The sequence below is a fragment of the Sphingomonas sp. HF-S4 genome (assembly GCF_032911445.1).
GTDB classification, from domain to species: Bacteria; Pseudomonadota; Alphaproteobacteria; order Sphingomonadales; family Sphingomonadaceae; genus Sphingomonas; species Sphingomonas agrestis.
Genome location: NZ_JAWJEJ010000001.1, coordinates 1,525,386 through 1,542,342 on the forward strand (window position 1 = coordinate 1,525,386; position 16,957 = coordinate 1,542,342).

The window sequence follows — 16,957 nt, forward strand, 5'->3', positions numbered from 1 at the left end:
GCCTTTGAGGCGGCACGAGCAAGGTCCGCGCCACGGGCTGAGTGGAAAGTAGAGTACATGAATCAGGCGCTCAGGTCCGCAACCATCTTCTCGCTCTCGGCCGATCCGCCGCGCGCGGTGCGCCAGCAGCCCGACACCCAGGCCGCATTCGACGCCGCCTGGCTCGCCAGCGACACCGAACGCTTTGCCTGCTCGCTCCAGCGTCTCAGTTCGGCCGGCGCGACGCTCCAGATCGGCGCCAGGCTCGCGGAAGCGGAGTCGATGCACCTCGAAATGGCGAGCGGCCAGCATGTCGCCGGCCGGATCGACTGGTGCGCCGACGGCGAGTGCGGTTTTGTGTTCGACGAGCCGATCGACATCATCAGCACGCTCGCGCGCACGCTCGCCAATCTCCCCGCCGAGCGCCGGGCGATGCCGCGCGTCGAGATCAACCAGCTCGTGTCGATCCGCAGTGGCGGCAAGGTCGAGCATGCCCGCACGCGCAACATCTCGCAGGGCGGCGTCGGCATCGACACGCGGCTCGAGCTCGCGGTCGGCGATGCGGTTCACCTCACCTTCGATGCGCTGCGCCCGCTCGACGGCATCGTCCGCTGGATCCGCGACGGCCAGGCCGGCATTGCCTTCCACGAGGAACTCGGCTGGCAGACGCTCATGCCGTGGTTCCGCCACGCCCAGCGCGCCCAGGCGCGCACCACGCCGACTCCACAGAACATCGAGAGCGAAGGCATGATTCCCGACAAGCACGCGATCCGGCTCGATGCGCCGGCCAGCGTGCGCGAGGGTGTGCGCTGGTGGAATGCGCGCGTCCGCGGGATCACTGCGCACCTCGTCGAACTCGAGACCCGCGCCGCGCTCGCCCCGGGCGCCCAGCTCTGGGTGTCGCTCCCTGAGATCGGCGGCGGCCCGGCGAACGTGATCGAGGCCGCGCATAATCGCATCCTCTGCGAGTTCCGCCTGCCGCTGCGCCCGCGCGACCTCAGCATGGTCTCAGGCGGAAGGGCGCCGCGGGAAGGCTGAGCGCTTGCGTCGCGGGCGCTTCCCGGCCCAAAGCCGGGTAATGCCCAAACTGCTCCCCGTCGCCGAAGCCCAGTCCCGCCTGCTGGCGCTCGCTCGGCCCTTGCCGGTCGAGCGGGTCGCGCTGGCCGAGGCGGCCGGTCGCTGGGCCGCTACCGACATCACCGCGCTACGCACCCAGCCTTATGCCGACCTCTCGGCGATGGACGGCTACGCGATACGCTTCGGCGACCTGCCCGGCCCTTGGCGCGTGATCGGCGAGAGCGCTGCCGGTCGCGCCTTTGCCGGCGAGGCAGGGCCGGGCGATGCGGTGCGGATCTTCACCGGCGCGCCCCTGCCCACCGGCACCGACACCGTCCTCGTCCAGGAGGAAGCGCGCCGTGAGGGCGATCGCGTATCGCTCGACGGCGAAGGCCCCGCGCATCTCGGCCGCAACGTCCGCCGCCGCGGCCTCGACTTCTCGGAAGGCGATCCGCTGGTCCGCGCCGGCGATCGCCTCACCCCGGCCGCGCTGGCGCTGCTCGGCACCGCGGGCCACGGGACGGTCGCCGTCTCCCGGAAGGTCCGTGTCGCGCTCGCCGCGACCGGCGACGAACTCGTCCCGCCCGGCGCGCCGATCGGCGAGGCCCAGCTTCCCGAGACCAATCGGCTGATGCTCGCCGCGCAACTCGCCGGGCTGCCCGTCGAGTTGATCGACCTAGGCATCCTCCCTGACCGCCAGGACGCACTCGAGGCCGCGTTCCGCGCGGTCGACGCCGATCTGCTCGTCACCAGCGGCGGCGCCTCGGTCGGCGACCACGATCTCGTCCAGCCTGCGCTCAAGGCAGTCGGCGCGACGATCGACTTCTGGCGGGTCGCGCTACGTCCGGGCAAGCCGATGATGGCCGGCCGGCTCGGCGAGACGCTGGTGCTCGGGCTTCCCGGCAATCCGGTATCGGCCTTCGTCACCACCTTGCTCTTCGTGCGGCCCGTGGTCGCGGCGCTTTCAGGCGCGGGCGATCCAATGCCGCGCACCCGCCCGGCGGTCCTGGGCGAACCCCTGCCCGCCAGTGGCGATCGCAGCGATTATCTCCGCGCCGAGCAGCGCGACGGGCGCGTCTTCGCCACCACGATCCAGGACAGCTCGATGCTGCGTACGCTCGCCCGCGCGACCTGCCTGATCGTCCGCGCGCGGGGCGCGCCGCCGGCTCAAATCGGCGACTCGGTGGAAATCCTCGACGTCGCTTGACAAGCGCCGGGAACATTGCATAAACGTTCCCAATCTGTTCTAGGAGGACCTGGATGCTCACGCGCAAGCAGCACGAGCTAATCTGCTTCATTGCCGATCGCCTGGCCGAGACCGGCGTTTCGCCCTCGTTCGAGGAAATGAAGGAGGCGCTCGATCTCAAGTCGAAGTCGGGCGTGCACCGGCTGATCAGCGCGCTCGAGGAACGCGAGTTCATCCGCCGCCTGCCCAATCGTGCCCGCGCGCTCGAAGTGCTGCGCGTGCCCGAGCGCGGCGACGCCAAGCCGGCGGGCAAGACGCGCGCGATGGAGCAGTCAACTTCGTCAACTTCGCGGTCAATTTCGTCCGGCTCAACGCCGCCGTCGCCGGCCAACGACGTCGTCGAGATCCCGCTCCACGGCCGCATCGCCGCGGGTACGCCGATCGAGGCGCTCGAAGGCGCGTCGATGCTCCCCGTCCCCGCCGCGCTGCTCGGATCGGGCGAGCATTACGCGCTCGAAGTCGCGGGTGATTCGATGGTCGAGGCGGGCATTCTCGACGGCGATTATGCGCTGATCCGCCGCACCGAGACCGCGCGCGACGGCGAGATCATCGTCGCGCTGATCGACGATGCCGAGGCGACGCTGAAATATTTCCGCAAGGAAGGCGCGATGGTCCGGCTCGACCCCGCGAACCGGGACTATAGCGCCCAGCGCTACCGGCCCGATCAGGTCCGGGTGCAGGGCAAGCTCGCCGGGTTGCTGCGCCGCTACTGAGCAGGCTGCGGGGACGGCGCGGCATATGGCGGCTGCACCGTCAACGGGTTTAGCCAGGGATGCGCCGTGCCGCGCCGCACGGTGCGAACCCGCGCATCGGCGAAGCTGATCGCTACACCACCCGTTCTGGCCAGCATTTCGCGGTCCAGCTTGAGCCAGCGCGGCGTGCAGCCCGGCGGCAGTCGTCGCTCGCTGACCACGATATCGGTCTTGCCGCACAGGTCGATCATCTCCCGCCACGGCACCAGGTACCCGCTCCGCGTCGCCAGCACGCGCCAGCGCCGGACACCCGATCGCACGTCGATCAGGCACAGATCAGGGCTGCACCGCGCGTCCGGCGCCTCGGAGAGCAGCGCAAGATCCTCCTCCGCGCCGCTATTCTCGCCGAGCATCGAGCGGGTATAGTCCCCTGCCCTGTCGCGCAGCAGCGCCATCTCGCCGTTCGACATCCGGATCGCCAGGTGCCGCCCGTCGCCCGTCACCAGCAGGTCGGGCGCCGGCGTCGCCAGCGCCCAGGCGAGCCCCGCCGCGAACGGCGCCGCGCCGATCCAGCGCACCGGCGTCCGCCACAGCGCCACCCATAGCCCGCCGACGACGATCAGCGCATACGCCCCGCCGGGCATCGCCGGCAACGCTGCAACGGCACCCGGCGCCGAGGCCGTGGCATGCGCCAGCCACAGCAGCAGGTCGAGCGCCCGCGCCGTCAGCCACCAGGCCGGCGCGCCGAGCCCGGCGAGGTCGAGCGCCAGTGCCAGTGCCTCGAGCGGCATTATGACGAAGGTGGTCAGCGGGATCGCGACGATATTGGCCAGCGCGCCGTAGATGCCGGCCTTGTGGAAATGAAATAGTCCGATCGGCATCAGCACCAGCTCGACCGCGATGCCGGTGAGCAGTAGCGACGCCAGCCCGCGCAGCAGGCGCCGCCCCTGCCCCTCCTCGCGCCGCCGAAACCAGCCGCGCACCCGCGGGCCCTCGTGCAGCGCCACGATCGCCGTCACCGCGGCGAAGCTCAACTGGAAGCTCGGCCCGGCCAGCGCCTCTGGCCAGAGCAGCAACACGACGAACGCCCCTGCCGCCACCAGCCGCAGCGTGATCGCCTCGCGCCTCAGGCTGAGCGCGAGCAGCACCAGCAACGCCGCCGCGCACGATCGGATCGTCGGCACCTCGGCGCCGGTCAGCAGCGTATAGCCGATCGCCGCGAGCGCGCCCGCCCCCGCCGCGACCAAGGGCAGCCGCCAGCGCAGCGCCAAAGTCGGGCTCAGCGCGAGCAGCTTGAGCACCAGCAGCATCGCCGCAGCGGTTACCGCCGTGACGTGTAGCCCGCTCACCGAGAGCAGATGCGCGAGCCCCGATCGCCGCATCGCCTCCGAATCCACCTCGGCGATCGCGCCCTGGTCGCCGGTGGCGAGCGCGCTGGCGATGCCGCCGGCGCTCCCGGCAATGCGCGACTGGATATGCCCCGACAGCCGCGTGCGCAGGTCCGCGCCGGGAGTCGCCGCCGGGCGCACGATCTCGACCGGCGAGAATCCCTTGCCGGTCGCGCCCAGCCCGGCGAACCACGCCACGCGCGCAAAGTCATACGCCCCCGGCACCGCCGCGGACGGCGGCGGCATCAGCCGTGCGCGCAGCCGGATCACGGTGCCGCGTGCGAGATCCTTCGGCGCATCGCCGATAGCTAGGTTGATCCGCAGCCGCGGCGGCAGATCGGCATGACCCAGCGGCGCCAGCGTTACCCGCACCATGTCGCGCGCCGGCAATTGCTCGACGCGCTCGACCTGCCCGGTCATCAGCACGACCGCCGGCCGTGCCAGCACCGGTGCCGCAACGCGCTCGGCGCGCCACCAGATCAGCGTGCATCCCGCCGCCAGCGTCAGCCCGGCGACTGCAAGCACCCGCGGCGCACGCCCGCCCCCGCCGAAGGCAAAAGCGCCGAGTCCCAGCGCCGTGCTGCCCAACACGAAAGCGATCCAGCGCGCCGCATCGGGCAGCACGAACCAGGCAGTGATCCCCGCCCCCAGCATCACCGGCAGCCACAGCACCAATTGCTCGCGTTCGGCCTCGAGCCAGCGCTCGATCCGATTGGCCAACTGGCGAACAGAGCCCACCGCCCCGATTTGAAGGGCGGGCAACCCCGTGCTAGGGGCCTCGGCGGCTGGACTGGCCATCGATTTTCAATTCTGGGAGCAGGCGCGGTTGAGCGCAACATCTGATACCGGCAGCAAGCCTGTCGTCACCCGTTTCGCGCCGTCGCCCACCGGGTTCCTCCATATCGGCGGCGCCCGCACGGCGCTGTTCAATTTGTTGTTCGCCCGGCACCACGGCGGCAAGTTCCTGCTGCGCATCGAGGATACCGATCGCGCACGCTCGACCGAGCCGGCGATCGCCGCGATACTCGATGGGATGCGCTGGCTCGAGCTCGATTGGGACGGCGAGGCGGTCCATCAATTCTCGCGCGCCGGCCGCCATGCCGAAGTCGCCCAAGCGATGCTCGCTGCCGGGCACGCGTACAAATGCTTCGCCACCGCCGAAGAGCTCGAGGCGATGCGCGCCGAGCAGCGCGCCAACAAGCAGCCGCTGCGCTATGACGGCCGCTGGCGCGATCGCGACGCAAGCGAAGCCCCGGAGGGCGCACCCTTCGTCATCCGCCTCAAGGCGCCGCGCGAAGGCAGCGTCACGATCGAAGACAAGGTCCAGGGGTCGGTCACCGTCAACAACAGCGAGCTCGACGACATGGTCCTGCTCCGCTCGGACGGCACGCCGACCTATATGCTCGCCGTGGTGGTCGACGATCACGACATGGGCGTCACCCATGTGATCCGCGGCGACGACCATCTCAACAACGCCTTCCGCCAGCTCCCGATCTATCGCGCAATGGATGCGATCGAGGGCGGCTGGGACGATCCGATCTACGCGCACATCCCGCTGATCTTCAACGCCGACGGCACCAAGATGTCGAAGCGCAAGAACGCAGTGGCGGTCGACGAGTACCGCGATCAGCTCGGCCTGCTGCCCGAAGCGGTGTCGAACTATCTCCTCCGTCTCGGCTGGGGCCATGGCGACGACGAGATCATCAGCCGCGACCAAGCGGTCGAATGGTTCGATCTCGCCGGGGTCGGCAAAAGCCCGTCGCGATTCGACATCAAGAAGCTCGAGAACCTCAACGGCCATTATATTCGCGCCGCCGAGGATTCGCACCTCGCCGATCTGGTCGCCAAGCGGTTGCCGTTTGAAACTAGCGAATCTCAGTCAACACTGTTGACTGCCGCGATGCCAGCGCTCAAGCCGCGCGCGGCGAATCTCAACGAGATCGCCGATGGTGCCATGTTCCTCTTCCGGACAAGGCCGCTGGAACTCGACGAGGGGGCCAGGACTTTGCTGGAGGGAGACGCGCCTTCGCTCCTGCTCCGGGTACATACCGCGCTTGACGCGGCCGGAAGCTGGGATACGGAGGCGCTCGAAGCGGCGGTACGCACCGTCGCCGACGATGCTGGGGTCAAGCTCGGCGCCGTTGCGCAGCCTTTGCGCGCGGCACTGGTCGGGCGGAAGACTTCTCCGGGTATCTTCGACGTCCTGGCGCTGCTGGGACGCGAAGAGAGCCTGGGCCGCATCGCCGATCAAATGACCAAGCCCGCCTGACCGGGCCAGAGTAAGGACGACGAATATGAGCGATACCGCGAAGCTTCAGGTTCCGGGTAAGGAAGTCGAATACCCGATCCTCACGGGCAGCGTCGGCCCGGACGTCGTCGATATCCGCAAGCTCTACGCCCAGACCGGCAAGTTCACCTACGATCCCGGCTTCACCTCGACCGCATCGTGCGAATCGGGGCTGACCTATATCGACGGCGACGAGGGCGTGCTGCTCCACCGCGGCTACCCGATCGGCCAGCTCGCCGAGCAGTCGAGCTTCATGGAAGTCGCCTACCTCCTGCTCAACCACGAGCTTCCGAGCAGCGACGAACTCGCCAAGTTCGAGAACACGATCACGCGCCACACGATGCTGCACGAGCAGCTGGCGACCTTCTATCGCGGCTTCCGCCGCGATGCGCACCCGATGGCGGTGATGTGCGGCGTCGCCGGCGCGCTCTCGGCCTTCTACCACGATTCGACCGACATTACCGATCCCAAGCAGCGCATGATCGCGTCGCACCGGCTGATCGCCAAGATGCCGACGATCGCGGCGATGGCGTACAAGTACAGCGTTGGCCAGCCGTTCCTCTATCCGGACAACAAGCTCAGCTACACCGGCAACTTCCTGCGGATGACCTTCGGCGTCCCGGCCGAGGAATATGAGGTGAACCCGGTGGTCGAGAAGGCGCTCGATCGCATCTTCATCCTCCACGCCGATCACGAGCAGAACGCCTCGACCTCGACCGTGCGGCTCGCCGGTTCGTCGGGCGCCAATCCGTTCGCCTGTATCGCCGCCGGCATCGCCTGCCTGTGGGGCCCCGCGCATGGCGGCGCCAACGAGGCGGCGCTCAACATGCTCCACGAGATCGGTCGCCCCGAGCGCATCCCGGAATTCATCGCGCGTGCCAAGGACAAGAACGATCCGTTCCGCCTGATGGGCTTCGGCCACCGCGTCTACAAGAACTACGATCCGCGCGCGACCGTGATGCAGAAGACCGTGCGCGAAGTGTTCGAGGCGCTCAAGGTCAACGACCCGGTGTTCGAAGTCGCGCTCCAGCTCGAGGAAATGGCGCTCAAGGATCCGTACTTCGTCGAGAAGAAGCTGTTCCCGAACGTCGATTTCTATTCGGGTGTGATCCTCTCGGCGATCGGCTTCCCGACGACGATGTTCACTGCGCTGTTCGCGCTCGCCCGCACCGTCGGCTGGGTCGCGCAGTGGAACGAGATGATCTCGGATCCCGAGCAGAAGATCGGCCGCCCGCGCCAGCTCTACACCGGCCCGACCCAGCGCGACTACGTCCCCGTCGGTCAGCGCTGATCGAGAGGTAATCGTCATCCCGGCTTACGCCGGGATGACGGCTGAAATCTCCTCGGCAATCCACTCCCGGAACCCGACCATCGCCGGGCTCGGCGCGCGCGACTTGAGCCAGGTCAGCCAGTAACGCCCCGTCGCGACCTCGACCCCGAAGGGCCGCACGAGCGCCCCGTCGTCGATCGCCCGCCCGAGCATCGATGCCGGCGCCAGCGCCACCCCCGCCCCTTGCAGCGCTGCCTCGGCCATCACCAGCGACGAATCGAACACCGGTCCCTTGAGCGCCGGCGCAGCCACGCCAGCCGCGCCGAACCAGCGCCCCCATTCGTCGGCACGGTATGATCGCAGCAGCGGCAGCCCGAGCAGGTCGCGCGGCTCGGCCAGCCCGCGCGCCATCGCGGGCGAGCACAGCGGCGTCAGCGGCGCCTCCATCAGCGGCATCGCCTCGGTCGCGTGCCACGCGCCATCGCCGAAGCGGATCGCGTAATCCAGGCCTTCCCCCGCCAGGTCGACGCGATTGTTGTTGGTGAACAGGCGAAGGTCGACTCGCGGATGCGCCGCGCGGAACGCCGGCAGTCGCGGCAGCAGCCACCCCGTTGCGAACGTCCCCACCGCAGCGACAGAAAGCAATTGCGTCGCCTCCCCGCCCGCAATCCCCTCGACCAGCTCGGCCATCCGGTCGAAACTCTCGGCGAGTGCGGGCTGGAGGGCGTGCCCCTCGTCGGTCAGCGCCAGCCCACGCGGCAACCGGCGGAACAGCTGCACCCCCAGCCGCGTCTCGAGCGCCTTGACCTGGTGGCTCACCGCTGCCTGGGTCACGCACAGCTCGATCGCCGCACGGGTGAAGGAAAGATGTCGCGCCGACGCCTCGAACGCGCGCAGGGCATTGAGCGGCAAATGCGGTCGGACCATCGCAAAGCCATAAGCTCCGCTAATGCCGCAAGCCAGCTTTCCCGCGGAAAACCCCCGAATCTGTACGGGAGACTACAATCCGATTCAGCTTCGCGAAGGCCGGGCACGCCTAGTTTTCTCTCATTGCGGGACTGAAAGAGAGAGGACAGAGGATGAAAATCGCCAAGATCATCGCCGCCGCCGCGCTCGCCTTTACCGGGATCGCCGGGGCCACCACCACCACCGCCAGCGCCGCGCCGGTCACTGCCGTGGCCGCCGCCGCCGCGGTCCAGGATTACGGATACGGCTATCGCGACGACCGCCGCTGGCGCGGCGACCGCAACCGCTGGGATCGCGGCCGTGGCTGGGATCGTGGTCGCGGTTGGGATCGCGGGCGCCACTACAATCGCGGGCGCTACTACCGCGGGGATCGCCGCCGCTGCTGGACCGAGCACCGCCGCCATCAGGGTCGCGTGACCGTCTGCCGCCGCCGCTAAGTCAAACAGGGCGTCCGCCGAACCCGGCGGGCGCCCTATTGGCTGGGCAGCGAGAAAATGAAGCGCGCGCCCATGCCCGGCGCGCTGTCGACCGTCAGGTCGCCACCCATCGCCCGCGCCAGCCGCCGCGCGATATAGAGGCCAAGCCCGCTGCCGCCCGGCTCGCTGTCGTCCACCCGCCCGAACTTCTCGAAAATCTTGACCTGGTCCTCGACCGCGATGCCCTTGCCCTGGTCGGCGACGATCACGCAGGCCTTGTCGTCGATATGCTCAAGCCGGATCCACACCATCGCGCCCGGCGGCGAATAGCGCACGGCGTTGCCGATCAGATTGACCAGCACCTGCAGCGCACGTCGGAACTCGCCGGTCACCGGAAGCTTCTCGTCCACCGCCGGCTTGTCGATCCGCACGTCCGATTGCGCCGCGCGCACGGCAAGCAGCCCGGAGGCTCGCCGTGCAACATCGGCGAGGTCGATCGGCTCGATCTCGACCGCAAAATCCTCGCGCTCGATCGCCTGCAAGTCGACCAGGTCCTCGACCAGCCCGAGCAGGTGCCGCCCGGCATTGGCGATGTCGCTGGCATATTCGGCGTAATCGGGCTTGAGCGGACCATCCAGTTGCGCGCTGATGCTGTCGGCATTGGCGATGATCTTGCCGAGCGGCCCGCGCAGTGCGCGATCCAGCCGCTGGCTGAACGAATCGGGGAAGCCGCCGAACGAGGCGGCCGGCGCCGGCAAGGGCGCATCCGGCCCAGGCTCGGAGGGCTGCGGCTCGTCGAGCATGTGCGCGGCGCCGACAAAGCCGGCAAAGCGCCCGCCCGGGTCGCTCCGCGGCGTCGCGGCGATCCGCACCATCCGCCCGGTGTCGCGAAGCTCGGCCTTCTGCCCATCGAACTGCACCTGCGCCGCAACCGCGTCGAGGATCGGCAAATTGCCGCTCTCGTCCTGCGCCAGGCGAAACAACCGGGTCAGCGGTTGGCCGAGCATCGCCGCCGAATCGAAGCCGTAGCGCGCGCCCGCCTCGATCGACAGGAAGGTAATGCGCAGCGACGCATCGGTCTCCCAAAGCCAGTCTGCAGCCGAGCGGAAGAAATCGCCGTCGCGCTCGAGCTCGGTCGCAGTCGCGCGCCACGCCGGGCGCTGCCGCCAGCCGCTGACTTCGAGCCGCACGCCGCCCTCTTCGGGATCGGCGCGCACCCACAAATCGAGATCGTCCTCGCCATCCGCTGCGACGACGTTGCGCGAGATCGCCACGCCCAGCCGGTGCGCGAGCCGTGCCAGCGTGGTGATTTGCGGGATCGCCAGCGGCGCGCCGATCGCCCCGCCGGCGCGCTGGTTGAGCTCGGCGAGCCGCGGCTCGGCATCGACCAGCCGGCATTCGCGGTCGAGCCGCCCGCACGCGACGGGGATCGAACGGTCGATCGCGTTCATGCCGCGCGCCCCGCATGTTCGAGCGCCAGCACCGAGGCGCGGTAATCGGGATCGAGCCGCAGCGGCGCGATGATTTCACGCGCGGCCTCGCCGGGAATAGCCGCGATCGCATCGAGCATGTCGGCGAAATGCTCGACATCGCGGCGCGGATCCGCCTCACACAGCGCGAAGCCGATCTGCGCGATACGATCGCGGCCCAGCTCGAGCGCGCGCAGCGCCAGCCACAGCCGGTCCGCGGCCGAATCGAGCACGATCTCGCGCCCGATCTCGTAGCGGACCCCCAGCGCATGGCTGAGCAGCGCGATGAACAGCACGATGCGCCGGTCGTCCAGCGCCTCCACCAGCAATTGCGGAAGCGCGTCGGGCTGCGCGTCGATCGAGGCTGCGAAGCGAAGTGCTGCCGCCTCCAGCCGCTCGCCCTCGTCATAGGCGGCGAGGCTGCGTTGCGCCGCGTCGGAAAGCGCGCGGTCGAGGACGGGCAGCGATCCGTCGGCCGCCTCGCCCACCCGCTCGCGCAGCGCCGCCGCAACCCACCAGACGAGCCGGTGATGCAGCTCAGCGGGCAGATCGGTATGCGTCAATTGTCCCACATCGGGACCGCCGCGCCGCCGGCTTTCGGCGACGAGCACCGCCATCGCGCCGGCAGAGAGCCCGCGATCGGGATGCTGGACGAATCGGTTGATCAGGCTTGGCCGTTCGGGATCGTCGGGCGCGTGCATCGGCAACGCCGCGCCGATCGCGTCCTGGCGCACCCGCGCGATCAACTCGGCCATCAGCGCGGCGTCGCGCAGCAGCCCCGAATCGAACAGCCGCTCGAAAACCGAAGCCTCAGTACGGAGAATCGACGCGGCGAGCCGCGCCTCGCCGCGCCCGCTCAGCAGCCGCGAGCCATGCTCGCGAATCTCTGCCTCCACGGCCTCGATCAGCGCGCGCAACAGCAGGGCGAGCGACACGCGGGTCCGTTCGTCGAGTCGCGCGGCGTCGCTCAGGAAGAAATCGTCGATCGCCACGCTGAGCCCGCTTTGGGCGCGCGACTCCGCAGCCGCCGCACGCGCGAGCAGCCGGGTGGCGCCATGGGCGGCGCCGGGGTTTGTGTCGACAGGGTTATCCGACATCGCCCCCTGATACGCAGAATGTGATTAAAGCGAAGCTAAGCTTTTTCGCGGGTACCCTCAATCGCCGCGGCGAGCGTGACGAATGCATAGATTGCCACCGCGCGCAGCCCGAACTGGACGAAACCGGTAAAGGCGAAGGGGGTAAGCAACAGCAGGTGTGCCGAGGGGCTCGCCCACCAGCGGCGATGGCGCGAGGGCGCGCGCTCGACTAGGAACTGCGCAGCGAGCGCCACGATCGCGAGCACCAGCGGCGTCGTAGTGTCGAGCCGCACGCGTTCGATCCAGCCACAGCCGAGCGCGACTCCGCCGAAAAGCGCGAGCAGCGCCCATTCGATTCCCTGCGCGCGCCGCTCCTCGCCGCGCAGCGCCGCCATTGCGCCGCTGGTCGCGAGCACCGCCGCTGCGAGCAGCGACAGCACCAGCCCGCTGCCTTCCCAGCCGAATCCGATCGCGCTCAGCGAGAGCAGCCCGAGCAGCCCGCCGCCGCCAATCAGTCCCCAAGCGGGAACGTTGCGGGATACCAGTTCGGGCAGCGCCTTCCGCGCGATCCGGGTGAAAACCCAGCGGTCGGCCCAGTCGACTCGCCGCTCGGTCAGCGCGGCAAGCACGCCGGTATTGCGCGCGGCGAGCCCCGAGGCACTATGCTCGACGGCATGCCCGCCGCGCAGCCAGCTCGCGGTGAGCGGTACATGCGCGGCGCCCGATTGCGCGGCGACGCGGAGCAGCGCCGACTGGAAGTCGTAATCCTCGGGCATCTGCGCGATCTGGCGCAACTGCGCGACCGAGATCCGCGCAACCCCCGCCCAGCTGTCGCGCATGTCGAGCCGCTCGATCGCCGCGGGCGACCCGGCATCGTCGGTGACGAGCAGCGCCTCGGGGCCTTCATGCCCCATCCGGTCCACCACCGGATCGGTGGTGACCAGCCCATCGGCCATCACCAGCACGCGCGAATCGTCGGCAATCTTCTCGGCGGCTTCCTCGGCCGACCGCACGATCTCGACGTTGACTTCGCGCCGCCCGGCGCGATTGACCGCGGCGAGCAGCGCAGGCGTCATCTTGCCGACCGCGACCAGCACCTGCTCGGCCCCCGCGCCGACAAGCAACCGTATCTGGTATTCGAGCAAGGTCATGCCACCGAACGGCAGCGTCGCGACGAGCGTCCCCGGACGATCGTTCGCTTCCTCGATTGCAAAAATCAGCCCCGCCAGCATGGTGCGTCGTTAAGCCCTCGAACTGTCCTGCGCAATCCGATCCTCCCCGGTACGGGGGAGGTGGCATGCGAAGCATGACGGAGGGGGCTCTCCACGACGGTTGCCGCCTGTGGCGCCTCCCCTCCACCAGCCTGCGACTGGTCTCCCCATTCCGGGGAGGATCAGTAAAGCAGAAACCCCTGCCGCGCCTCGATCCATGCCGCTTCGTCCGGCAGCGTGGTCGCATCGAGATCCCCCGCCACTGCTCCGGCGTCGTCAACCCATTCGCGCAGCCCCGGCCCGCCATTGATCACGTCGATCGCCAGCTTGTCGAAGACATATTCGTACGGGAAGTCACGCCACAGCTCATATCCCGGATACAGCGTTCGGATCGCCTTGAACCCCAGCGCCTGAAGCCGCCAGGGCTGGAACGCGGCATGATAATAGCCCTGCCCCTCCGCATGGATGAACACGCCCGAGCAGAGCTGCCCTACATGCTTGTGGAAGGTCGGCTGGAACCAGATGTCGCGCAGGGCGACCCCTTCGAGCCAGTCCGGCGCGAAGCGGCGCATTTCGGCGATGATCGCGCGCGCATCGATATCGGGCGCGCCGAACAGCTCCAAAGGTCGCGTCGTCCCCCGCCCCTCGGACAAGTTCGTGCCCTCGAGCATCACCGTCCCGGCATAGGCGCGCGCCATGTTGACGTTGGCAGCATTGGGGCTCGGGTTGATCCACGGCCGCTCCGGCGGCCAGCCGAAACCCGGCGCGTCCTCAGGTGCCCAGCCCTCCATCGTAATCACGCGATAATCGACGTCGAGCTTGAAGTGATCGATGAACCACGCGCCCATCTCGCCTAGTGTCATCCCGTGGCGCATGGGCATCGGCCCCGCGCCCACGAAGCTCTCCCAGCCCGGCAGCAGCGTAAGCCCTTCGACCGGCCGTCCCGCCGGATTGGGCCGATCGAGCACCCATACTGACTTGCCGTGCTCGGCCGCGGCCTCGAGCACGTAGAGCAAGGTTGTCACGAAGGTGTAGATACGGCAGCCAACGTCCTGCAAATCCACGAGCATCACGTCGAACGTGCCCATCGATTGCCCGGTCGGCCGCCGCACTTCGCCATACAAGCTGAACACCGGCATGCCGTAGGTCGGATCGGTGAAGTCAGGTGACTCCATCATATTGTCCTGGAGGTCGCCGCGCACGCCGTGCTGCGGCCCGAACACCGCCGAGACGTTAAGCCCGCTCGCCACCAGCGCATCGAGCGAATGGGTGAGGTCCGCAGTCACCGAGGCCGGATGCGCGAGCAGCGCGACGCGCTTGCCCTCAAGGGGCCGGCGCAGTTCAGGGTCGGCTAGCAGCCGATCGATACCGAAGTTCATGAGCAGCGAGGTGCCGGGACTCGACGTTCGACGCAAGCCGGATCATCGCGCCCGCTCATCGGTTAAACCCGCGATACGCAGGCAGAAGGACCACCCATGATCCGCTCGATCCTCATCGGAATAGTCGCCGGGGCACGCTCGATGACCCCGCTCGCGATGGTCGCCAACGCCGCGCGCAAAGGCGAGCTTCCCGCGGACAATGGCGCCCCCCGCTTCCTCTCGCACCCCCTGGTCTCGCTCGGGACCACCGCACTCGCAGTCTACGAGCTGGTAGGCGACAAGCAAAAGACCGCGCCCGATCGGATCATCTGGCCCGCCATAGTGATCCGCAGCCTCAACGCAGCCTTCGCCGGTGCGGCGCTCGCCCCACGCCACCAGCGCTTCGCCGCCGCCGCGTTGACCGGCGCGACCGCAGTGATCGCCTCCTACGCCACCTTCGCGCTGCGGATGCATGCGATGGACGAACACGGCCAGACCTCGACCGGGTTCGTCGAGGACGCGATCGTCCTGTCAGCGGCGACCGCTGCGATCCGTGCGCCGCTGTCCACCTGACCTCCGTTCGCCCTGAGCTTGTCGAAGGGTGGTTCGTCTCTTCTGGCATAAGCCGCGAAGACGTACGGCGCTTCGACAAGCTCAGCACGAACGGGGAGATTAGCCTCGCGCCGCGGCGGGCGCCTCGAAGGCGAAGCCTGCCTCGTGGTGGAAGTCGGGCTTGCCCGGCGGATGCGCCAACGCCCAGAACGAGCGCTTGCCATCCGCCTCCTCGATCACTGCGGTGAGGCCGACGCACCAGTCGCCATCGGGCAGCCCCGACAAGTCGATCGTCACACGCATCTCGCCGCCCCACCATTCGATCGCCGGTGGAGCGAGCGGCAACTCCGCCATCGCTGCGCGATAGCCAGTGAAGCGATACGCAGCCCATTCGCCCGAAGGCGCGAAGTTGAACTCATAATAGTCTTCGCCCTCGTCGGGCTTGACGAACAGTTCGAAGCAGGTGCGCTTCCAAAGCTCGTCGGTGCGCCGGGGCGGCGCGGCCTCGGGCGTCACCAGCGCCTCGACGCCCTCGACGCGATAGTCGATCGTCCACCGCCCGTCGCCGCCGCACGCCAGCGCAGCTTCGATACCGCGCACCGCCACGGGTTCGAAATCGGGATGCGGCACCAGCGTCCCATTGCCCAATCCTCTCCCCAATTCGCTTCCTCCATGCTACGCGGCGCGGCACTATGACCGAATACCAGTCCGATCTGCTCCGCCTGCTCTCTTCGCGCGGCTATATCCATCAGGTAACCGATCCCGAGGGATTGGATGCCCTTGCCGCGCGCCAGGTCGTTCCCGGCTATATCGGCTTCGATCCCACCGCGCCGTCGCTCCACGTCGGCAGCCTCGTCCAGATCATGCTGCTCCGCCGGCTCCAGCAGGCGGGCCACAAGCCCATCGTGCTGATGGGCGGCGGCACCGGCAAGGTCGGCGACCCCAGCTTCAAGGACGAGGCGCGGAAGCTGATGACGGTCGATACGATCGCGAGCAACATAGCCTCGATCAAGACGGTGTTCGAGAACTTCCTGACCTTTGGCGATGGCCCCACCGACGCGGTGATGGTCGACAATGCCGATTGGCTCGACGCGCTCGAATATCTCCCGTTCCTGCGTGATTACGGCCAGCATTTCTCGGTCAACCGGATGCTGAGCTTCGATTCGGTCAAGCTGCGGCTCGATCGCGAGCAGTCGTTGTCGTTCCTCGAATTCAACTACATGATTCTTCAGGCCTACGATTTCCTGGAGCTCAATCGCCGCGCCGGCGTCCGCCTCCAGATGGGCGGATCGGACCAGTGGGGGAATATCGTCAACGGCATCGAACTGTCGCGTCGCGTCGATGGCGCCGAAGTCTATGGCGTCACCACGCCGCTGATCACCACCGCCGATGGCGGCAAGATGGGCAAGACGATGTCGGGCGCGGTGTGGCTAAACCCCGACCAGCTCTCGCACTATGATTACTGGCAGTTCTGGCGGAACACCGACGATCGCGACGTCGGCCGCTTCCTCCGCTTGTTTACCGATCTGCCGCTCGACGAGATTGCGCAGCTCGAAGCGCTCCAAGGCGCCGAGATCAACGAAGCCAAGAAGGTGCTCGCCAACGCGGCGACGGCGATGTGCCGCGGCGAGGCCGCTGCCACCGAGGCTGGCGAGACCGCCCGCCGCACGTTCGAGGAGGGCACCGCGGGCGCTTCGCTCCCCAGCCATGCCGTGTCCGGGGGAAGCATCAACATCGTCGATGCCCTCGTGGCCCTCGGCCTGTGTGCGTCGAAGGGCGAGGCGCGGCGGAAGATCGGCGAAGGCGCGATCAAGGTCGACGACCAGCCGGTGAGCGATCCCGCGGCCAGCGTGGCGGTCACCGGCCAGGTCAAGCTGAGCTTCGGCAAGAAGAAGCACGGCCTGCTTGTGCCGGCCTGAGCGCCAGCAGGATTTGGTCGTCATCCACCGCCCGGGTGCTGAGCTTGTCGACGCACCGCTCTTCCTCGTTAG

Annotated in this window: 15 protein-coding genes; 8 read left to right on the top strand and 7 right to left on the bottom strand. The window is 68.4% G+C overall.

Features of this window, described 5'->3' with window-relative positions:
- Positions 1-57: 57 nt before the first annotated feature.
- Genes RZN05_RS06550 through lexA form a run of 3 tightly spaced genes read left to right on the top strand, consistent with a single transcriptional unit; the run spans position 58 to position 2,994 of the window.
- Complete coding sequence (locus tag RZN05_RS06550) at positions 58-1,017, top strand: PilZ domain-containing protein (RefSeq protein ID WP_317225816.1); 960 nt, start codon at positions 58-60, stop codon at positions 1,015-1,017.
- A 40-nt stretch (positions 1,018-1,057) separates the two neighbouring features.
- Positions 1,058-2,242 carry a molybdopterin molybdotransferase MoeA gene (locus RZN05_RS06555; RefSeq protein WP_317225817.1) on the top strand — a complete coding sequence of 395 codons (1,185 nt, stop codon included), beginning with the start codon at positions 1,058-1,060 and terminating at the stop codon, positions 2,240-2,242.
- A gap of 53 nt (positions 2,243-2,295) precedes the next feature.
- The gene (lexA, locus tag RZN05_RS06560) at positions 2,296-2,994 is read left to right on the top strand and encodes a transcriptional repressor LexA (RefSeq protein WP_317225818.1); all 699 of its coding nucleotides are present in this window, start codon (positions 2,296-2,298) and stop codon (positions 2,992-2,994) included.
- Here the strand turns inward: lexA and RZN05_RS06565 are convergent.
- Complete coding sequence (locus RZN05_RS06565) at positions 2,988-5,015, bottom strand: ComEC/Rec2 family competence protein (RefSeq protein ID WP_317227578.1); 2,028 nt, start codon at positions 5,013-5,015, stop codon at positions 2,988-2,990. The two genes, lexA and RZN05_RS06565, sit on opposite strands and share 7 nt — an antisense overlap.
- Positions 5,016-5,187: 172 nt before the next feature.
- Here RZN05_RS06565 and gltX point away from each other — a divergent pair, with 172 nt between their 5' ends.
- Both gltX and RZN05_RS06575 read left to right on the top strand, forming a co-directional pair.
- Positions 5,188-6,630, top strand: coding sequence for a glutamate--tRNA ligase (gene gltX / locus RZN05_RS06570; protein WP_317225819.1), 1,443 nt, complete (start codon positions 5,188-5,190; stop codon positions 6,628-6,630).
- A gap of 25 nt (positions 6,631-6,655) precedes the next feature.
- A complete protein-coding gene (locus RZN05_RS06575) occupies positions 6,656-7,939 on the top strand; it encodes a citrate synthase (protein WP_317225820.1) in 1,284 nt (427 codons plus the stop codon).
- A gap of 24 nt (positions 7,940-7,963) precedes the next feature.
- Here RZN05_RS06575 and RZN05_RS06580 read toward each other — a convergent pair whose 3' ends face one another.
- Positions 7,964-8,845, bottom strand: a complete 882-nt coding sequence (locus RZN05_RS06580; protein WP_317225821.1) for a LysR family transcriptional regulator — start codon at positions 8,843-8,845, stop codon at positions 7,964-7,966.
- A gap of 152 nt (positions 8,846-8,997) precedes the next feature.
- Here RZN05_RS06580 and RZN05_RS06585 point away from each other — a divergent pair, with 152 nt between their 5' ends.
- Positions 8,998-9,321: a hypothetical protein gene (locus RZN05_RS06585; RefSeq protein WP_317225822.1), complete on the top strand. Its 324-nt coding sequence runs from the start codon at positions 8,998-9,000 to the stop codon at positions 9,319-9,321.
- Positions 9,322-9,356: 35 nt separating this feature from the next.
- Here RZN05_RS06585 and RZN05_RS06590 read toward each other — a convergent pair whose 3' ends face one another.
- The 4 genes from RZN05_RS06590 to RZN05_RS06605 form a co-directional block, all read right to left on the bottom strand.
- Positions 9,357-10,751, bottom strand: a complete 1,395-nt coding sequence (locus RZN05_RS06590; protein ID WP_317225823.1) for a sensor histidine kinase — start codon at positions 10,749-10,751, stop codon at positions 9,357-9,359.
- Positions 10,748-11,866 (bottom strand): DUF2336 domain-containing protein, encoded by a 1,119-nt coding sequence (locus tag RZN05_RS06595; protein ID WP_317225824.1) that lies wholly within the window; start codon positions 11,864-11,866, stop codon positions 10,748-10,750. The genes RZN05_RS06590 and RZN05_RS06595 overlap by 4 nt, the downstream gene beginning before the upstream one ends.
- 35 nt (positions 11,867-11,901) lie before the next feature.
- A complete protein-coding gene (locus RZN05_RS06600) occupies positions 11,902-13,077 on the bottom strand; it encodes a hypothetical protein (RefSeq protein WP_317225825.1) in 1,176 nt (391 codons plus the stop codon).
- Between the two features lie 161 nt (positions 13,078-13,238).
- Positions 13,239-14,435: an exo-beta-N-acetylmuramidase NamZ family protein gene (locus RZN05_RS06605; RefSeq protein WP_317225826.1), complete on the bottom strand. Its 1,197-nt coding sequence runs from the start codon at positions 14,433-14,435 to the stop codon at positions 13,239-13,241.
- A 96-nt stretch (positions 14,436-14,531) separates the two neighbouring features.
- On the opposite strand from RZN05_RS06605, the gene RZN05_RS06610 reads away from it, so the two are divergent.
- On the top strand, positions 14,532-14,987 hold the full coding sequence (locus RZN05_RS06610; RefSeq protein WP_317225827.1) for a DUF4126 family protein: 456 nt from the start codon (positions 14,532-14,534) through the stop codon (positions 14,985-14,987).
- A 99-nt stretch (positions 14,988-15,086) separates the two neighbouring features.
- Here RZN05_RS06610 and RZN05_RS06615 read toward each other — a convergent pair whose 3' ends face one another.
- A complete protein-coding gene (locus RZN05_RS06615; RefSeq protein ID WP_317225828.1) occupies positions 15,087-15,626 on the bottom strand; it encodes a DOMON-like domain-containing protein in 540 nt (179 codons plus the stop codon).
- A 32-nt stretch (positions 15,627-15,658) separates the two neighbouring features.
- Between RZN05_RS06615 and tyrS the strand changes: the two genes are divergently transcribed.
- A complete protein-coding gene (gene tyrS / locus RZN05_RS06620; RefSeq protein ID WP_317225829.1) occupies positions 15,659-16,885 on the top strand; it encodes a tyrosine--tRNA ligase in 1,227 nt (408 codons plus the stop codon).
- Positions 16,886-16,957: the final 72 nt, after the last annotated feature.